Source organism: Streptomyces kanasensis, assembly GCF_043077165.1.
GTDB lineage: Bacteria > Actinomycetota > Actinomycetes > Streptomycetales > Streptomycetaceae > Streptomyces > Streptomyces changanensis.
Genome location: NZ_JBIBSF010000013.1, coordinates 120,602 through 135,185 on the forward strand (window position 1 = coordinate 120,602; position 14,584 = coordinate 135,185).

Below are 14,584 nucleotides of genomic sequence, written 5' to 3' on the forward strand. Positions count from 1 at the left end.
CCGTGTCGCGGCGGTGCTCACGAGCGGTCGGCCGGCCACGGCCGGCTCGATGGCGGGCCACGGCCGAAACCCCCCGACGACGTTCCCGGAAGGTAGGCCATGAGCAGTTCACCGGTTGCCGCCCCCGTCCGCAGCGATGTCACCGCGTGCGGTTGGTGGCGCCCGTGCACGGTGCAGCTCATCGGGGAGGTTCCCGACGGGCAGCGGGCACTTCGGGTGTTCCTGGACCGTCTGACCGCCTCGTTCGAGGACCAGGGGCACACCGTCCTCGACCGCTCCCACGGCGACGTCGACCTGATGCTCATGTGCGGGCACATCCCGGACGGACCCCGACCCCTGCGGGAGAGGATCCCCGAGACCTACCCCCCGTTGAGCGCCATGCTGCGCCAGCGCCACGGCCTGCGCCGCAACCCGCGCCACGTCGTGGCCGTGGTCGAGGTGCCCGAGCAGCTCAGCGCCCTGCCCCATGCGGAGGTCGTCGCGGCCGCCCGCACGGCCATGGGGCGGCTGGGCGCGGCCAAGGTCCTGTTCGTGTCGCGCGGTGACGCTCCCGGCCAGGTCCGCGAGGTGACCTTGTGCACGATGGAAGGCGGCCACCCCACCGAGATGGACGGCATCGCCGACCGGGTGCGCGACCGGCTGGTCACCGCGGCATGCGCCCGACAGGTCGCCGAGGACTACGACACGGTCCGCGACGCCATCACCGCCGAGGCATGGCAGGCCGGCAGCACCCCCGAGCGGCTGGCCGACGCAGGGCGCCGGATGGGCGAGCTGGGCCTGTTGTCGCCACCGTTGCGGGTGTCCGACTTCGTGTCCGAGCAGCTGGCCGACATGTACGAGGTCTACATGGGGGTGCGGGGCTTCAGCGAAGGCATGCTGTTCGCCTACGACCCCGACCTCGACTGCCTGGTGGTCAGCGCTTCGGGTTCCTGGGACGTCGACAAGCGGGCCTTGACGCGCGAGCAGGTCGTGGCCGTGGAACCGCGGCTGGCCGACGGTCGACGCCTGCGCGTCCTCGCACCCAGCGGTGTGCTGCCGATGCAGCCCTCGGTGGAGACGTGGGAGGTCTGCGCCCTGATGGAGGCCTGCCCCACCGTCCGTGTCGCCAAGGACCCATCGGGTACGTGGGTGCTCGACCCGAACGGGGAACGCGAGGTCCCCCTCATCAGGGCGGGCATCCACGCCCACGTCGGCGTCACCTCCAGCGACGACGCGGTGATCGAGACCGTGGAACCGGACCGCGAGGAGTTCCCCTACGGGTTCGGCTGCGGCACCGACCTGACCGTCGAGCTCGCCCGCAACACCGTGCGCCGCTCCCGCGCGGTCAACGACCCGGGCGACCCGCGCGTGTACGTCCGCTGGCCCCTGCTGTATCACGGCGAGATGGCCGTCGAACTGTGGAAGCCAGGCCTGCCCTCCCAGCCCTTCCAGGGCCTGCTCGACCTGTACGGCACGGCCGTCCGGTTCACTCCCGACGACGTCCCCCAGCCGGTATGAGCGGGCACCGCCCTTGTCGCCGGCACCAGGCCCCGCCATGCCCACAGCCGTGATCACGGGCGCCACGTCGGGACTCGGATTCGCCTTCGCCACGCATTTGGCCGGGACCGGTCACGACCTGACGCTGGTCGCCCGTACCGAAGAGGACCTGGAGGACGCCGCTGCGGGGCTGCGGCGCCCCGGCCGCCGGGTCACCACCCTCGCCGCCGACCTGGCCACCGCCGCCGGCAGCCGCCGCCTCACCGACATCCTGGCCGAGGACGTTCCGGACCTGCTGGTCAACAACGCCGGGATCGCTCTCGCCACGCCCTTCCCCACCGGGGACCTGGGTGCGGAGGAGGCCCTCCTGCGGCTGAACATCGGCTGCGTGCTGCGCACGACCCGCACCGTCCTGCCCGCCATGATGCGCCGCGGCTCCGGAGCCGTCGTCAACGTCGCGTCCGTCGCCGCCTACGGACCGACCTGGCTGGGCAGCACCTACCCGGCCAGCAAGTCCTGGGTGCTCGCCTTCACCGAGTCCGTGGCCCGCTCCGCGCCGGTGAGGAGCAGTGGAGTACGGGTCATGGCCCTGCTACCGGGATACGTCCGTACGGCGTTCCACCGGCGGGCGGGACTGGAGGTCGGCCGCATTCCCCGGTGGATGTGGCTGAGCAGCGAACAGGTGGTCACCGCCGCCCTCCGCGACCTGGCCGGAGGCCGCCTGATCAGCGTCCCGAGCCGCCGGTACCGTGCCTGCGCCTGGGGACTGCGCCACCTGCCGCGGTCTCTGACCGCCTCGTTCAGCCTGGACCTCGGACGCGAGCAGCCCCAGCCTCGCCCGGGCGGTACAGCCCCTTCCGTGGACGCGGGGGTATGACCCTCCTCCGGACGGCTCGCCCCCACCGGGCTCAAGCGCCCTCCTCCCCCACGCTCGCCACACCGCCCGACCCGCGTATCGGCTGGGGCCTCCTCGGCGGCAACCGGGCGCTCCTCGCCTTGGCCGCCGCCCTGTCCCTGGCCTCGGCCGCCGCCTCCCTGGCCGGACCGTGGCTGGCCATGGACGTAACGAGCGCCCTCACCCGGCGCGAGTCGATCGTCGGTCCCGCCGTGGGCATGAGCGTCGCCGTCCTGGGCTCCGCCGCGCTCCAGGCCCTGTGCGGATGGCTGCTGGCCGCAGTGGGCGAACGCACCGTGCTGCGGCTGCGCCGCCGGACCCTGGACCACCTGCTGCGGCTGCCCCTGCGTACGGTCCGCGAGGAAGGCGCCGGCAGCCTGACCGCCAGGGTCACCTCGGACGCCGCGCTGCTGCGCATACTCGTCGAAACCGGTCTCGTCCACCTCCCCGTGGCGGTGATGGCCGCCGCGGCCACACTCACCGCCATGGCGGTCATCGACCCGGTCCTCACCCTGGTCGCCGCCGGCTCCTTCGGTCTGGCCGGCGCCTGCGTCGCCCTGATGACAGCCCGTATGAAACACCTCGCGGGCGCCCAGCAGCGCGCCGTCGGGCGTCTCGCCCAAGTCCTCACCGCCCACCTCACGGCACTCGTCACCGTCAAGGCCTGCCGCCACGAGGCCGCGGCCGGACGGAGCCTCGGACGGGCTGCGTCCGACGTCCTCGCCGCCTGTCTGCCGGCTTCCCGTCTCCAATGCCTCATCGGTCCGGTCGTCAGCCTGGGCCAGCAAGCCGCGGTCCTGGCCGTCGCCCTGGCCGCCGGGCAGCGGATCGCGCGGGGCGAGCTGTCGCTGTCGGACTTCAGCGGCTTCTTCCTCTATCTGCTGCACCTCTCCTCCCCCGTCGCCGTCGCCGCCGTCGGCATCGGCCACCTGCAGGCCGGTCTGGCCGCGCGGGGCCGCTTCCAACGCCTCTTCGCCCTCCCGGCGGAGAGGGACGCCCCCTGCCTGACACCCGCCGCGCGACCGCGCCGCCGGGTGGCGGCAGCGGTGGTATTCGAGGACGTCTCCTTCGCCCACGCCGGGGGCAGCCCGGTCCTGGACCGCGTGAGCTTCCGCGTCCCCGCCATCGGCCTGACCGCACTCATCGGCCCTTCGGGGGCGGGGAAGTCCACGGTGCTGACCCTGATCAACCGTCTCGCCGAGCCCGACCGGGGCGAGATCCGTGTCCTGGGGCGGCCCGCGAGTGACTGGTCACTGGACGAGCTGCGCACACGCACCACCTATCTCGACCAGCAGTCCACGCTGGTGGAGGGCACGGTCCGCCAGAACCTCCGACTCGGCCTCACGCGACGGGTCGGCGACGAGGAGCTCATGGCCGTCCTGGAGACCGTGGGCCTGAGCGAGACCGTCCTGTCCCTCCCCCAAGCCCTCGACACGCCGCTCGGCCGCGCCCTGGACCTCTCGGGGGGTCAACGCCAACGCCTCGCCGTGGCCCGCGTGCTGCTTGCCGACAGCGAGATCGTGCTCCTCGACGAGCCGAACTCCCAGCTCGACGGCGCCAGCGAACACCGCATCACCCGAGCCGTCGAACACCTGGCCGCCACCCGCTGCGTCATCATCGCCAGCCATAGGCTGTCCGCCGTGCGCGACGCCCGCCACGTCATTCTGCTTGACGGGCACGGAACAGTGGTCACCGGCGGCCATGAGCACCTGCTCGCCACCAGCAGCCCCTACAGGACGCTCATCACCGGCGGCGGGAACCGCCGTTGAGCGATGCCGGACACGCAGCGGAGCGGGAGACGCATCACCGGGCCGTGTCGGCGGGCTCGGGTCGACCGTGCCGTGTCGCGGGACCGGCCCGTCAGGGCCGGTCACTCCCGGATAGGGGTGTTGGTCGGACACGGCCGAGAGACCGGAACATCCAGCCGGTTTCGCGCCACTGATCGGCGTCGAGGGGTGCCGCGGGCGTCGATGACCTTGGGGCTGGCGGTGCGGGTAGCGAGCCGCTTGGGGTCGATGTCGGAGAACTGGTGCCACTCGGTCAGGTGCAACAGCAGGTCCGCGTAGGGCAGCATCGTAGGCGGAGCCGAGATCCCGTTCATCAGCGAAGCCGACCTCGGATCCGTGTGGGACGGGGGCAGCCGGACGGTGCTGAACGGCATCGGAGTCCACCTTCACGTCGAAGACGCGGAAGGCCGGGTGCTTCTCGGGCTGCGTCACCCCGATTCGAAGCACGCGGGCGACACCTGGCACTACCTCGCCGGCCGGTGCGAGCAGGAGTCCGCCCTCGCCTGCCTGGTCCGCGAGGCGGAGGAGGAGGCCGGTCTCGTCATCGACCCCGTGGACGTGGAACTCGCGCACGTCGTCCACGTCGCCGACACCCTCGGCGCGCTGCCGTTGATGCAACTCCGTCCTCCCGCTCGCCGCGGACGACCGGCGCCCGGTCTCCGCCCGGGCGGACGGTGTCGAGCTGCGGTTCCACGCCTTCGCCGACGGGGCGGAGCGCACCGTCGTGATCCCGCGCAACGACGGCCCCGGCGAGACCGCCCGCTTCCATGTGCGCCGCACGGGCGACCGCCTCCACGTGGCCACCGACAGCCCGCACCCCTGGCAGCTGCGGATCGGCAGCCCAAACGCGCAGTTGCACACCCGGCCGGCCGGCACCTCGGAGGCCGACCTGCCGTACCCGGCCTGAACCCCGGCCGTGGCCCGGTGTGAGGAGGACGGTGCCCGCCGCCGAATCCCTCCCGGGGATCCGAGCCCGGACAGGGGGTTCGGATCCCCGGGAGCGGCGGTCATCCGGCGGTCAGGGTGGTCCACTTCTGGTTGGAGCCGCTGTGGCAGTCCCACAGCTGGAGCTGTGTGCCGTCGGCGGTGGAGGAACCCGGGACGTCGAGGCAGCGTCCGGAGGCGGGGTTGCGGTAGCCGCCGTTGTAGGGCTGCCAGACCTGGTTGGCACCGCCGTGGCAGGCCCAGAGCTGCACCTTGGTGCCGTTGGCGGTGCCCCAGCCGGCGGCGTCGAGGCACTTGCCCAGGGAGCGCAGGGTGCCGTTGGTGTAGGCGGACCAGTACTGGTTGGCGCCGCCGCCGCAGCTCCACGTCTGGACGGCGGTCCCGTCGGCGGTGCCGGCGCCGCTGACGTCCAGGCACTTGCCGGTGATGCCGGACTGTACGCGTGCGGGGGCGGGGGCGGGGTTCCTCAGCCATCCCGCGGCGTCCACGGCCCGGACGCCGCGGTGGAAGGCGTCGGCCATCTTCCGGTAGCCGGCGTCGTCGGGATGCAGGGCGTCGGCCAGGTCGGCCGTGGTCAGGCCGCTCATGTCGACGTACGCGACCCGCTTGCCCGCGGCCTGTGCCTCGCTCACGATGCCGGGAATGGCCCGGTTGTAGGCGGCACGGTACTGCTCCTCGGATCCGCTGGTGGACACGACCAGGGAGGCGACGAGGACGGTGGCGTCGGGGGCCGCGGCGGTGATCCGGTCGACCAGGGACTTCAGCCGGGCGGTGGCGGTGGAGACCTGGTGGGAGCGGTTCAGGTCGTTGGTGCCGATGTGCAGCGTCACGACGTTGGGCCGGTAGCGGGTCAGCGAGGCGTCGGCCAGCGCGGCGATCTGCTCGATGAGGTATCCGGAGTGGCCCTCGTTGTCGGGGTCGGACATCGAACCGGCCCGCCCCGTGCCCACGAAGTCCACCGGGTGGCCGTCCGCCACGAGCCTGTCCCACAGCGGGCCCCGGTAGCCGTTGCCCGTACTGCTTCCCACGCCCCAGGTTATCGAGTCGCCCAACGGCATGACCCGTAAAGGCGTGTCGGAGGCGGCGGAGGCCGCACCGGCCGGCGCCGCCCCTGCCGCCGTCACCCCGGCCACCCCGAGCGCGGCGGCGACAAGCGTGATCAATGGGCGCATCCAGGACTTGCTCATGCGATTTCCTCTCTCGCGTTACGGGAGCGTGGTCCACTTCTGGTTGTTCTGGCCGTTGCAGGGCCACAGGACGACGGGGGTGGCGTTGGCGGTGCCGGCCCCGTTGGCGTCGAGGCACAGACCGGCGTGGACGTTGCGCACCGACCCGTCGGCCTGCCTGGTCCACTTCTGGTTGGCTTGACCGTTGCAGGGCCAGATGACGACCGGCGTGCCGTTGGTGTTGCCCTGGCCGGCGGCGTCCAGGCACTTGTCGCCGTAGACGCGGATCTCGCCACCGGCCCACGTGGTCCAGAGCTGGTTGGCGGCGGTGTGGCAGTCCCAGATCAGCGCCTTCGTGCCGGCCGCCGTGGAGGCGCGGTCCACGTCCAGGCAGCGGCCTGATCCGGTGCCGCGCAGACGTGCGGTGGTGGCGGCCAGCGGGCTTCCCCCGGCCATCCGGAACACGGCGACACCGTGCGCGGGCACGCTCGCGGAGATCCGGCCGGAGGTGCTCGACGTACCGCCGGTCCACAGGTCGGTGAGGGCGAACGCCTGCCCGGCGAGGCCGACCTGCGCGGCCGTGGCGGTGATGGTCGTGGGGCTCCCTCCCCTGTTGAGCAGACCCACGGCGACCGAGCCGTCGGCCAGGGGCTTGGCGAACACCTCGGTGCCGCCGTCGTCGCGCACCCTGCGTCCGCCCGCGCCCAGCGGGTCCTGGTTCACCGCCACCAGGCGGGGGTTGCGCAGGATTGCGCTCACGTCGGCGGACATGGTGCGGATGTCGTTGCCGGCCATGAGCGGAGCGCCCAGCAGCGCCCACAGGGCGAAGTGGGTGCGGGACTCGGTCAGGGACAGGCCGGGGCGGCCGACGACCAGCATGTCGGGGTCGTTCCAGTGCCCGGGACCCGACTGCGCCGCGAGCGGGGCGGTGACGTCCAGGACGTTGCCGACGCCCATCGGGTAGCTGTTGGTGTTGGTGTTCTGCCAGATGTCGAGCAGATCCTCGGTCGTCCGCCACAGGTCGGCGACCTCACCCCAGTCGTGGGTGGCGCCGGTGGGGGCGTGGAAGCTGTTGGGGTTGATGCTGTAGACGATCGGACGGCCGGTGGCGCGCAGGGCGTCACGCATGATCGTGAACCGTTCGACCTGTTCACTCAGGGTGCCGCTGCCGGAGCACCAGTCGTACTTCAGGTAGTCCACGCCCCAGGCGGCGAAGGCGGCGGCGTCCTGGGCCTCGTGGCCCTTGCTGCCCGTCGAGCCGGGGTAGGTGCCGACGCCCTGCGCACAGGTGCGCTCGTTGGGCGCCTGATAGATGCCGAACTTCAGGCCCTTGCCGTGGATGTAGTCCCCGAGGGCCTTCATGCCGCTGGGGAACGTGGTCGGATTGGCCCGGAGGTTGCCCGCCGCGTCGCGCTGCGGGTCGAACCAGCAGTCGTCGACGACGACGTACTGGTAACCCGCGTCCTTCATGCCGGAGGACACCATCGTGTCGGCGGCCTGGCGGACCTGGGCCTCGGTGATGCCGCATCCGAAGCTGTTCCAGCTGTTCCAGCCCATCGGCGGGGTGAGCGCCGGGCTGCCCGGCGCGGCCTCGGCGGTCGTGTGGGTGGTGGCGGTGACGCAGGCGGTGAGCGTCAGCGCGGTGGCCGCGAGGAGACGCAGTAATCGTCCGTGCAGGGAGACCATGGGGGTTCCTTCCTGGCCCGCACGGCGGAAGCCGCTGTGCGGGCCGGATCGGTGAGGTCATGAGCGTGTGTTCGGGTGTGGCCGCAGGTCAGCGCTGCAGGGTGAGCAGGCCCGGTCGGTAGGGCAGTCGCTGGTAGGGGGTGCCCTGAGGTGTGGCGGGGTCGTAGCCCTGGTAGAGGAACTGCAGGTCGCAGGGGTCGATGGTCATGGACTGGTCGGCGTTGACGCGGATCAGGTCCCCGTGGCTGATGTCGTCGGTCCAGGTGGCACCGCTGTTGGCCTTGCCGGCGAAGGGGTTGCTCTCGCTGCCGGCCTGGACGGTCCACGGTCCGTCCAGGCTGGAGGCGGTGAACGAGCGGAAGTAGCGGTCCTCGTTCGTCCCCCGGGCCTCGACGATCATGAGGTACTGGTTCCGTCCCTGGAGCTTGTAGACCTCCGGTGCCTCGAACAGGTTCTTCGCGGTGTCGCTCATGACCGTCGTGTACGACGAACCGAAGCTGCCCGGGAAGTTCCCGATCGGCAGGGTCGACCGGTGGATCTTGCCGGTGTCGTCGGCGAAGAACAGGTGCATGTTCCGGTCGTCGCCGATCAGGGTCGGGTCGATGGGGCCGGACTCGGGGAGGCTGCCGGTGAACAGCGGCTGCGGGGCGGACCAGCCGTTGGGATCGGTGGGGTCGCTGGACGTGCGGTAGGTGAAGGGCCAGGCGGTGCCCCACCCGTTCGAGGCCAGTACCCAGATGTTCTTCGGCGCGAAGTGGAACAGCTTGGGCGCTACCGCCAGGCCCTGGTTCATCCCGGCCTGGGTGGCCGTCGCCATGTCCGACCAGTCGGTGAAGGGACGGAACGCCATCGTTCCCCACGACGAACCGTCGGACGTGGTCGCGTAGACCAGGTTCCGGCCGTTGTACGGCACGGTCGTGAAGTCCTTCAGCGCGCTCCACCCGTTCGCCGGACGGGCCAGCGGGCCGGTCGAGGTCCACCGGTACGTCGACGGGAGAGGACATGCGTCGCCCGGCTCGGACAGGCCGGTCCACTTCTGGTTGTCGCCGCCGTGACAGTTCCACAGCTGCACCGCGGTGCCGTTGGCCGCGCCACCGCCCGACACGTCCAAGCACAAGCCGGACTCCGCGGCGACGATCGTGCCGTCGGCGCCGGCCCGCCACCGCTGGTTCGTACCGCCGTTACAGCTCCATATCACCGGCCGGGTCCCGGGTGTGGCGGTGCGTCCCGGAACGTCCAGGCACTTGCCGCCGTACACGGTCAGCCGATCGTCGTCCGTCAGCGTCCACCGCTGGTTGGTCCCGCCGTGGCAGTCCCAGATCTGCGGGTTCGTACCGTCGGCCCGGCCGGCGCCCGGCACATCGAGACACCGGCCGGAACCGACACCCCGCAGGGCGCCACTGGTGGCCGCGTGGGCCGATCCCGCGACGAGCGTCGCCGCCAGCGCGGCCAGGGCCACAAGCGCGGCGGGGAGCGCCAGGAACCGGTGTCCGCGGCGAATTTGGCGTCTGCGCATGGTGACCTCTCACATCCTTGAGTAAGCGGTTCGAGGACCCCGGCCCGGGACCGGGCCCCTTCAGAGGTGCGGTGGCATGAGGTTCCCGGTCTCCGGCGCTGCCGGACGAAGCCGTACCGCGCCTCCGGGGCTCGACTCACCGCTGTCGGTGAAACCTGCGTCCTCCTCCGGGCCCGACCGGTCCGCGTGGTCGACCGCTGCAACGAGGACCCAATTGTTCGAAATGACGAACACCATGCGACACTTCGTACAGAAGATAGATTCGAGCCGAGACTCCGTCAACGCTTCCGACGAGGTCCGTTCCGACGCATTGCAGCCCGCCCGGATAACGGAATTGCCGGGCTGTCACACAAGTCGACCTCGTTATGGAGTGCCGTTTACGTTCAGCGTCCACCGTGTCGGACCATTCGGCCTGTTCGGCATATCGGATATTCGGCGTACGGGGACCGCCCCACCCCCGGAAGCAACCTCACACCCCCACTCCTGGGCGAGGTGAGCAGGCACCCGGAAGCACTCGCCGTCGGTCCGGAGTGGCACACACGAAGTCGGGCGTATCCCGCTCGCACTCTTCCGGACGGTTCTTTCGCCGTGTCACCCGGGATCGCTTCCCCTGGGTGGGAGAATTCCAGCCGCCACGTGTCCGATTGCCGGGGCAACTCCAGGCCGCAGGGGCGGCTGGACGCTTCACGCATCCGTCACCGGCTCACCCACCGTCCAGGGAGTTCGCAAGCGCCCTCCAGCACCCCTTCGTCTGCGACTCGCCCGTCAGCGGGAGAGACACCCCCGCATGGACCTGCGACGGGATCTTCGGTCCCACGTCCCGGGCAGCGGCGAAGAACGCTCGGGAGATCGCCGACCCCCCTTGGCGCGCGGGCCTCATATCCGACGGACTGATCGGTCCGAACAGTCGGCTGCTTCGGTCCCGCCTTCGCGGTCGACAGCCCAGGGGGCGGGCCGTGCGCCACACCGTCTCGGACAGCGCGTCCTGATCACCGTCCGTGCGCGGCTCGCGGCTCCGGCTCACCCTGACCAGCCGCCACCCGGACGAGGCCCGGGGCGCGATCCGCATCGACCGCCTGGAGACACCGGCCACCCGACCCCTCGCGCGCGGCGGGCCGGACGGAGCCGGTGACGGCCGGTCCCGTCCGGACCGTTGACGGGGCGTCACATCAGCCACAACCATGGCAGGCGTCAGCTACTGGGAGCGCTCCCACGCGGAGCGTCACCCGCCCCTCCCCAGAGGAGCCCAGTCGTGAAAAGACGCAGAACCGCCCTGCTGTCCCTGTCGGCCCTGCTGGCGACGGCCCTCACCGCGCTGCCCTCGGCGCCGGCCGGGGCGGAAGAGACCGAGCAGGTCAGGAACGGCACCTTCGACACCACCACCGATCCGTGGTGGACGACCCCCAACGTCACCGCCGGCCTGTCCGACGGGCGGCTCTGCGCCGACGTCCCCGGCGGCACCACCAACCGCTGGGACGCCGCCGTCGGGCAGAACGACATCACCCTCGTGAAGGGGGAGTCCTACCGCTTCTCCTTCAGCGCGACCGGGACACCCGCCGGACACGTGGTCCGGGCGATCGTGGGCCTGTCGGTGGAACCGTACGACACGTACCACGAGGTGACACCGCAGCTCAGCGTCTCCGGCGACACCTACTCCTACACCTTCACCTCGCCCGTCGACACCGACCGGGGCCAAGTCGGCTTCCAGCTCGGCGGCAGCGCGGACGCCTGGCGCTTCTGCATGGACGACGTCTCGCTCCTGGGCGGGGTGGCGCCGGAACCGTACGAGCCCGACACCGGCCCCCGGGTCCGCGTCAACCAGGTCGCCTACCTGCCCACCGGGCCGAAGAACGCCACGGTGGTCACCGATGCCACGGCGAAGTTGCCCTGGGAGCTCAAGAACTCCGGCGGGACGGTGGTCGCCCGGGGCACGACCGTGCCGCGCGGCCTCGACGCCTCCTCCGGGCAGAACGTCCACTCGATCGACTTCGGCGCGTACCGCAAGAAGGGCTCGGGTCTCACCCTCGTCGCCGACGGCGAGACCAGCCGGCCCTTCGACATCGACGCGAGCGCCTACGAGCGGCTCCGGCTCGACTCGGCGAAGTACTACTACACGCAACGCAGCGGCATCGCGATACGCGACGACCTGCGGCCCGGCTACGGCCGCCCGGCCGGGCACGTGGGCGTGGCACCCAACAAGGGCGACACCGACGTGCCGTGTCAGCCCGGTGTCTGCGACTACTCGCTGGACGTCAGCGGCGGCTGGTACGACGCCGGTGATCACGGCAAGTACGTCGTCAACGGCGGCATATCCACCTGGGAGCTGCTGAGCACCTACGAGCGCGCGCTGCACGCCCGTACCGGCGACGCCGACAAGCTCGGCGATGGCACGCTCGACATCCCCGAGAGCGGCAACAGGGTGCCGGACCTCCTCGACGAGGCGCGCTGGGAGCTGGACTTCCTGCTCAGGATGCAGGTGCCGGACGGCAAGCCGCTGGCCGGCATGGTCCACCACAAGATGCACGACGAACAGTGGACCGGCCTGCCGATGCTGCCCAGCGACGACCCGCAGAAGCGCGAACTGCACCCGCCGTCCACCGCCGCCACCCTGAACCTGGCCGCGACGGCCGCGCAGGCGGCCCGCCTGTACCGGCCCTACGACAAGGCGTTCGCCGGCCGAGCCCTGGCGGCCGCCCGCAAGGCCTGGTCGGCGGCGCTCGCCCACCCCGACCGCTATGCCTCCGAGAACGACGGCATCGGCGGCGGTGCCTACCCCGACCGTGACGTCGCCGACGAGTTCTACTGGGCGGCCGCCGAGCTGTACCTCTCCACGGGTGAGAGGCAGTTCCGGGAGTACGTCCTGCAGTCTCCGGTCCACGGGGCCGACCTCTTCCAGCCACTCGGCTTCGACTGGGCTCGCACCGGGGCCGCGGGACGCCTCGACCTCGCGACGGTGCCCAACAAGCTGCCAGGCCGGGACAGGGTGCGCCAGTCCGTCGTCAAGGGCGCCGACCGCCATCTGGCGACCCTGAAGGCACACCCCTACGGCATGCCGTACGCGCCGGACGGCAACGTCTACGACTGGGGCTCCAGTCACCAGGTCCTCAACATCGCCGTCGTCCTCGCCACCGCGTACGACATCACCGGCGCCTCGAAGTACCGCGACGGCGCGCTGCAGAGCATGGACTACATCCTGGGCCGCAACGCCCTGAACATCTCCTACGTCACCGGCTACGGCGAGGTCAGCGCGCAGAACCAGCACAGCCGCTGGTACGCCCGCCAGCTCGACCCGAACCAGCCCAACCCGCCGAAGGGCACCCTCGCGGGCGGGCCGAACTCGAGCATCCAGGACCCCTACGCGCAGAGCAAACTGCAGGGCTGCGTCGGCCAGTTCTGCTACATCGACGACATCCAGTCCTGGTCGACCAACGAGCACACGATCAACTGGAACGCCGCCCTGACCCGCATGGCCTCCTTCGTGGCGGACCAGGGTTAGGCAGCGGTGACAGGCCGTGTGCCGGGGGAGTCCGCCGACAGGACGCCCCCGGCACGCGCGCGTACTGGCGGCATGCCAGCGGTGCGGGTCGACGGCACCGAGGTCGCGTACGACCGGTGGGCCGGGGCCCACCCGTCGTGCTCGCGTACGGCGCCACGACGGACGCCCACCTGTTCCGCCCGCAGGCCGAGGACCTGGCCGACGAGTTCACGCTCGTCGCCTGTCTGGCGGCGGTCGTCGAGGACGTATACCTGGGTCCGGCGCACGTCCCCGGTCTGTCCTGGGGCCGGACCGTGGTGCTGGAGCTCTACCGGCACCACGCCGATGACGTGGAGCCGGAGGTACCCCGCCCGTGGCGACAAGCATCAATCCCACCGTCAGGAGACGTCGACGTCGCCTGGGAGCTGAGCTGCGCCGGCTCCGCCAGGCCAGTGGGCTGAAGAGCACAGAGGTGGCTGAGCGGCTGATGGTCTCCCAGCCCAAGATCAGTTACCTGGAGAACGGCCGCCGCGCGATCAGTCCCCGCGATGTGCGCGCCCTGTGCGCGCTCCACGCGGTGACGAACCAGCAGGTCGTCGACGCACTGATGGAGATGGCCAGGGAATCCGGCAAGCAGGGGTGGTGCATGCCTATGGCGACCTCCCCCATCACGTATACATCGGCCCGGAGGCGGACGCCGCCTCGGTCCACGCCTACGAGCCCATGGTGATCCGTGATCTCTTGCAGACCCCGGCCTACGCCATGCGGTCATCGGGGAAACGGTTCCCGGGCTCACTGCCGGGCAGGCCGCCGCACGGCTGAAGGTGCGGCTGCGCCGGCAACACCGGATCTACGACCCGGCGGGCCGGTTGCGGCTGTGGGTTGTCCTGGACGAGTCGGTCCTGCGTCGTATCGTCGGCAGCCCGGACGTGATGCGGGAACAGTTGGAGCACCTGAACGCGCTCGGCGCCGAGCCGAACGTCACCGTGCAGGTCCTCCCCCTCGCCGTCGGCGCTCACCCGGGCCTGTCAGGGCAGTTCTCCATCGTGGGGTTCGCCGACAGCCCCAAGGCGGGGGTGGTGTATCTGGGCGGTTGACTAGCGACCTCTACCTGCAGAAGCCGTCCGACGTGCGGCACTACAGCGTGATGTACGCCCATCTCCAGGCCCAGGTCCTCGACCCTGCCAGCACCCGCCTGCTCATCACCGACGCCCCAAGTCGTACATCGAAGCGGCGAACCGCCCCTGATCGCCGCGGCCAGTCCGGTCCGCCGGCTCCATACTGACCACCACATCTCGAACCGTGCAGAAGACGCTCACCCGGCCAGCCGCAGGGTGGAGGCGGCGCCGGGGCGTCAAAGACCGCCGCGGCCGCAGGGGGCACGCAGCGCAGGCACCGTTGAACCCGTGCCCCTGCCACTCTCCGGTTCTGTGGTGGCCGGTCCGGCCTGCCGCCGCCGACGCGGCGTCTCGGCGTCCAGCCGCCGTCAGAGCGCCGCGCTCGATCGGACCACCGGCCCCACATGAGATCCGACCGGAGCGTGAACGACATCAGTCGCCGGCGCCCAGGTGCGCGGCGGCTCGTCCGGGTCCGGGGGTGGCCGCGGACGCCTCGCCCGTCGGCCCGCCCTTCCCGGCG

General features: G+C 71.4%; 10 protein-coding genes and 2 pseudogenes. 8 read left to right on the forward strand and 4 right to left on the reverse strand.

Translation table 11 applies throughout. The features are described from left to right. The first annotated feature begins 99 nt into the window (after window positions 1-99). From ACF053_RS27610 to ACF053_RS27620, 3 genes are read left to right on the forward strand one after another with little or no spacing between them, the layout of a single operon-like run. On the forward strand, window positions 100-1,497 hold the full coding sequence (locus ACF053_RS27610) for a hypothetical protein (RefSeq protein WP_391956484.1): 1,398 nt from the start codon (window positions 100-102) through the stop codon (window positions 1,495-1,497). Between the two features lie 37 nt (window positions 1,498-1,534). Then, window positions 1,535-2,353: an SDR family NAD(P)-dependent oxidoreductase gene (locus ACF053_RS27615; protein WP_391956485.1), complete on the forward strand. Its 819-nt coding sequence runs from the start codon at window positions 1,535-1,537 to the stop codon at window positions 2,351-2,353. Beyond that, the gene (locus ACF053_RS27620; protein WP_391956486.1) at window positions 2,350-4,140 is read left to right on the forward strand and encodes an ABC transporter ATP-binding protein; all 1,791 of its coding nucleotides are present in this window, start codon (window positions 2,350-2,352) and stop codon (window positions 4,138-4,140) included. The genes ACF053_RS27615 and ACF053_RS27620 overlap by 4 nt, the downstream gene beginning before the upstream one ends. Before the next feature lie 101 nt (window positions 4,141-4,241). Here the strand turns inward: ACF053_RS27620 and ACF053_RS27625 are convergent, their stop codons facing one another. Then, entirely contained in the window at window positions 4,242-4,532 is a 291-nt protein-coding gene (locus tag ACF053_RS27625; protein WP_391956487.1) for a hypothetical protein, read from the reverse strand. On the opposite strand from ACF053_RS27625, the pseudogene ACF053_RS27630 reads away from it, so the two are divergent. Both ACF053_RS27630 and ACF053_RS27635 read left to right on the forward strand, forming a co-directional pair. Further along, a pseudogene (locus ACF053_RS27630) lies at window positions 4,519-4,716 on the forward strand (NUDIX domain-containing protein); the annotation flags it as partial. The gene ACF053_RS27625 and the pseudogene ACF053_RS27630 sit on opposite strands and share 14 nt — an antisense overlap. Window positions 4,717-4,882: 166 nt before the next feature. Next, window positions 4,883-5,065 (forward strand): hypothetical protein, encoded by a 183-nt coding sequence (locus ACF053_RS27635; RefSeq protein WP_391956529.1) that lies wholly within the window; start codon window positions 4,883-4,885, stop codon window positions 5,063-5,065. A 100-nt stretch (window positions 5,066-5,165) separates the two neighbouring features. Here the strand turns inward: ACF053_RS27635 and ACF053_RS27640 are convergent, their stop codons facing one another. From ACF053_RS27640 to ACF053_RS27650, 3 genes are all read right to left on the reverse strand, one after another. Then, entirely contained in the window at window positions 5,166-6,290 is a 1,125-nt protein-coding gene (locus tag ACF053_RS27640; RefSeq protein WP_391956488.1) for a ricin-type beta-trefoil lectin domain protein, read from the reverse strand. A gap of 18 nt (window positions 6,291-6,308) precedes the next feature. Further along, entirely contained in the window at window positions 6,309-7,955 is a 1,647-nt protein-coding gene (locus tag ACF053_RS27645) for a glycoside hydrolase family 27 protein (protein WP_391956489.1), read from the reverse strand. A gap of 88 nt (window positions 7,956-8,043) precedes the next feature. Then, window positions 8,044-9,471 (reverse strand): non-reducing end alpha-L-arabinofuranosidase family hydrolase, encoded by a 1,428-nt coding sequence (locus ACF053_RS27650; RefSeq protein WP_391956490.1) that lies wholly within the window; start codon window positions 9,469-9,471, stop codon window positions 8,044-8,046. 1,252 nt (window positions 9,472-10,723) lie between these two features. Here ACF053_RS27650 and ACF053_RS27655 point away from each other — a divergent pair. The 3 genes and pseudogenes from ACF053_RS27655 to ACF053_RS27665 all read left to right on the forward strand — a co-directional run bounded on the left by ACF053_RS27655 (window position 10,724) and on the right by ACF053_RS27665 (window position 14,231). Next, the gene (locus ACF053_RS27655; RefSeq protein ID WP_391956491.1) at window positions 10,724-12,967 is read left to right on the forward strand and encodes a glycoside hydrolase family 9 protein; all 2,244 of its coding nucleotides are present in this window, start codon (window positions 10,724-10,726) and stop codon (window positions 12,965-12,967) included. Between the two features lie 116 nt (window positions 12,968-13,083). After that, a complete protein-coding gene (locus tag ACF053_RS27660) occupies window positions 13,084-13,407 on the forward strand; it encodes an alpha/beta fold hydrolase (protein WP_391956492.1) in 324 nt (107 codons plus the stop codon). Continuing rightward, window positions 13,320-14,231: pseudogene (locus ACF053_RS27665) on the forward strand (helix-turn-helix domain-containing protein). Before ACF053_RS27660 ends, ACF053_RS27665 begins: the two are co-directional and overlap by 88 nt. Window positions 14,232-14,584 lie beyond the last annotated feature (353 nt).

Coding starts and splice junctions, on each gene's coding strand:
- ACF053_RS27610 (WP_391956484.1), top strand. CDS start 100: ATGAGCAGTTCACCGGTTGCCGCCCCCGTCCGCAGCGATGTCACCGCG.
- ACF053_RS27615 (WP_391956485.1), top strand. CDS start 1,535: ATGCCCACAGCCGTGATCACGGGCGCCACGTCGGGACTCGGATTCGCC.
- ACF053_RS27620 (WP_391956486.1), top strand. CDS start 2,350: ATGACCCTCCTCCGGACGGCTCGCCCCCACCGGGCTCAAGCGCCCTCC.
- ACF053_RS27625 (WP_391956487.1), bottom strand. CDS start 4,532: ATGCCGTTCAGCACCGTCCGGCTGCCCCCGTCCCACACGGATCCGAGG.
- ACF053_RS27640 (WP_391956488.1), bottom strand. CDS start 6,290: ATGAGCAAGTCCTGGATGCGCCCATTGATCACGCTTGTCGCCGCCGCG.
- ACF053_RS27645 (WP_391956489.1), bottom strand. CDS start 7,955: ATGGTCTCCCTGCACGGACGATTACTGCGTCTCCTCGCGGCCACCGCG.
- ACF053_RS27650 (WP_391956490.1), bottom strand. CDS start 9,471: ATGCGCAGACGCCAAATTCGCCGCGGACACCGGTTCCTGGCGCTCCCC.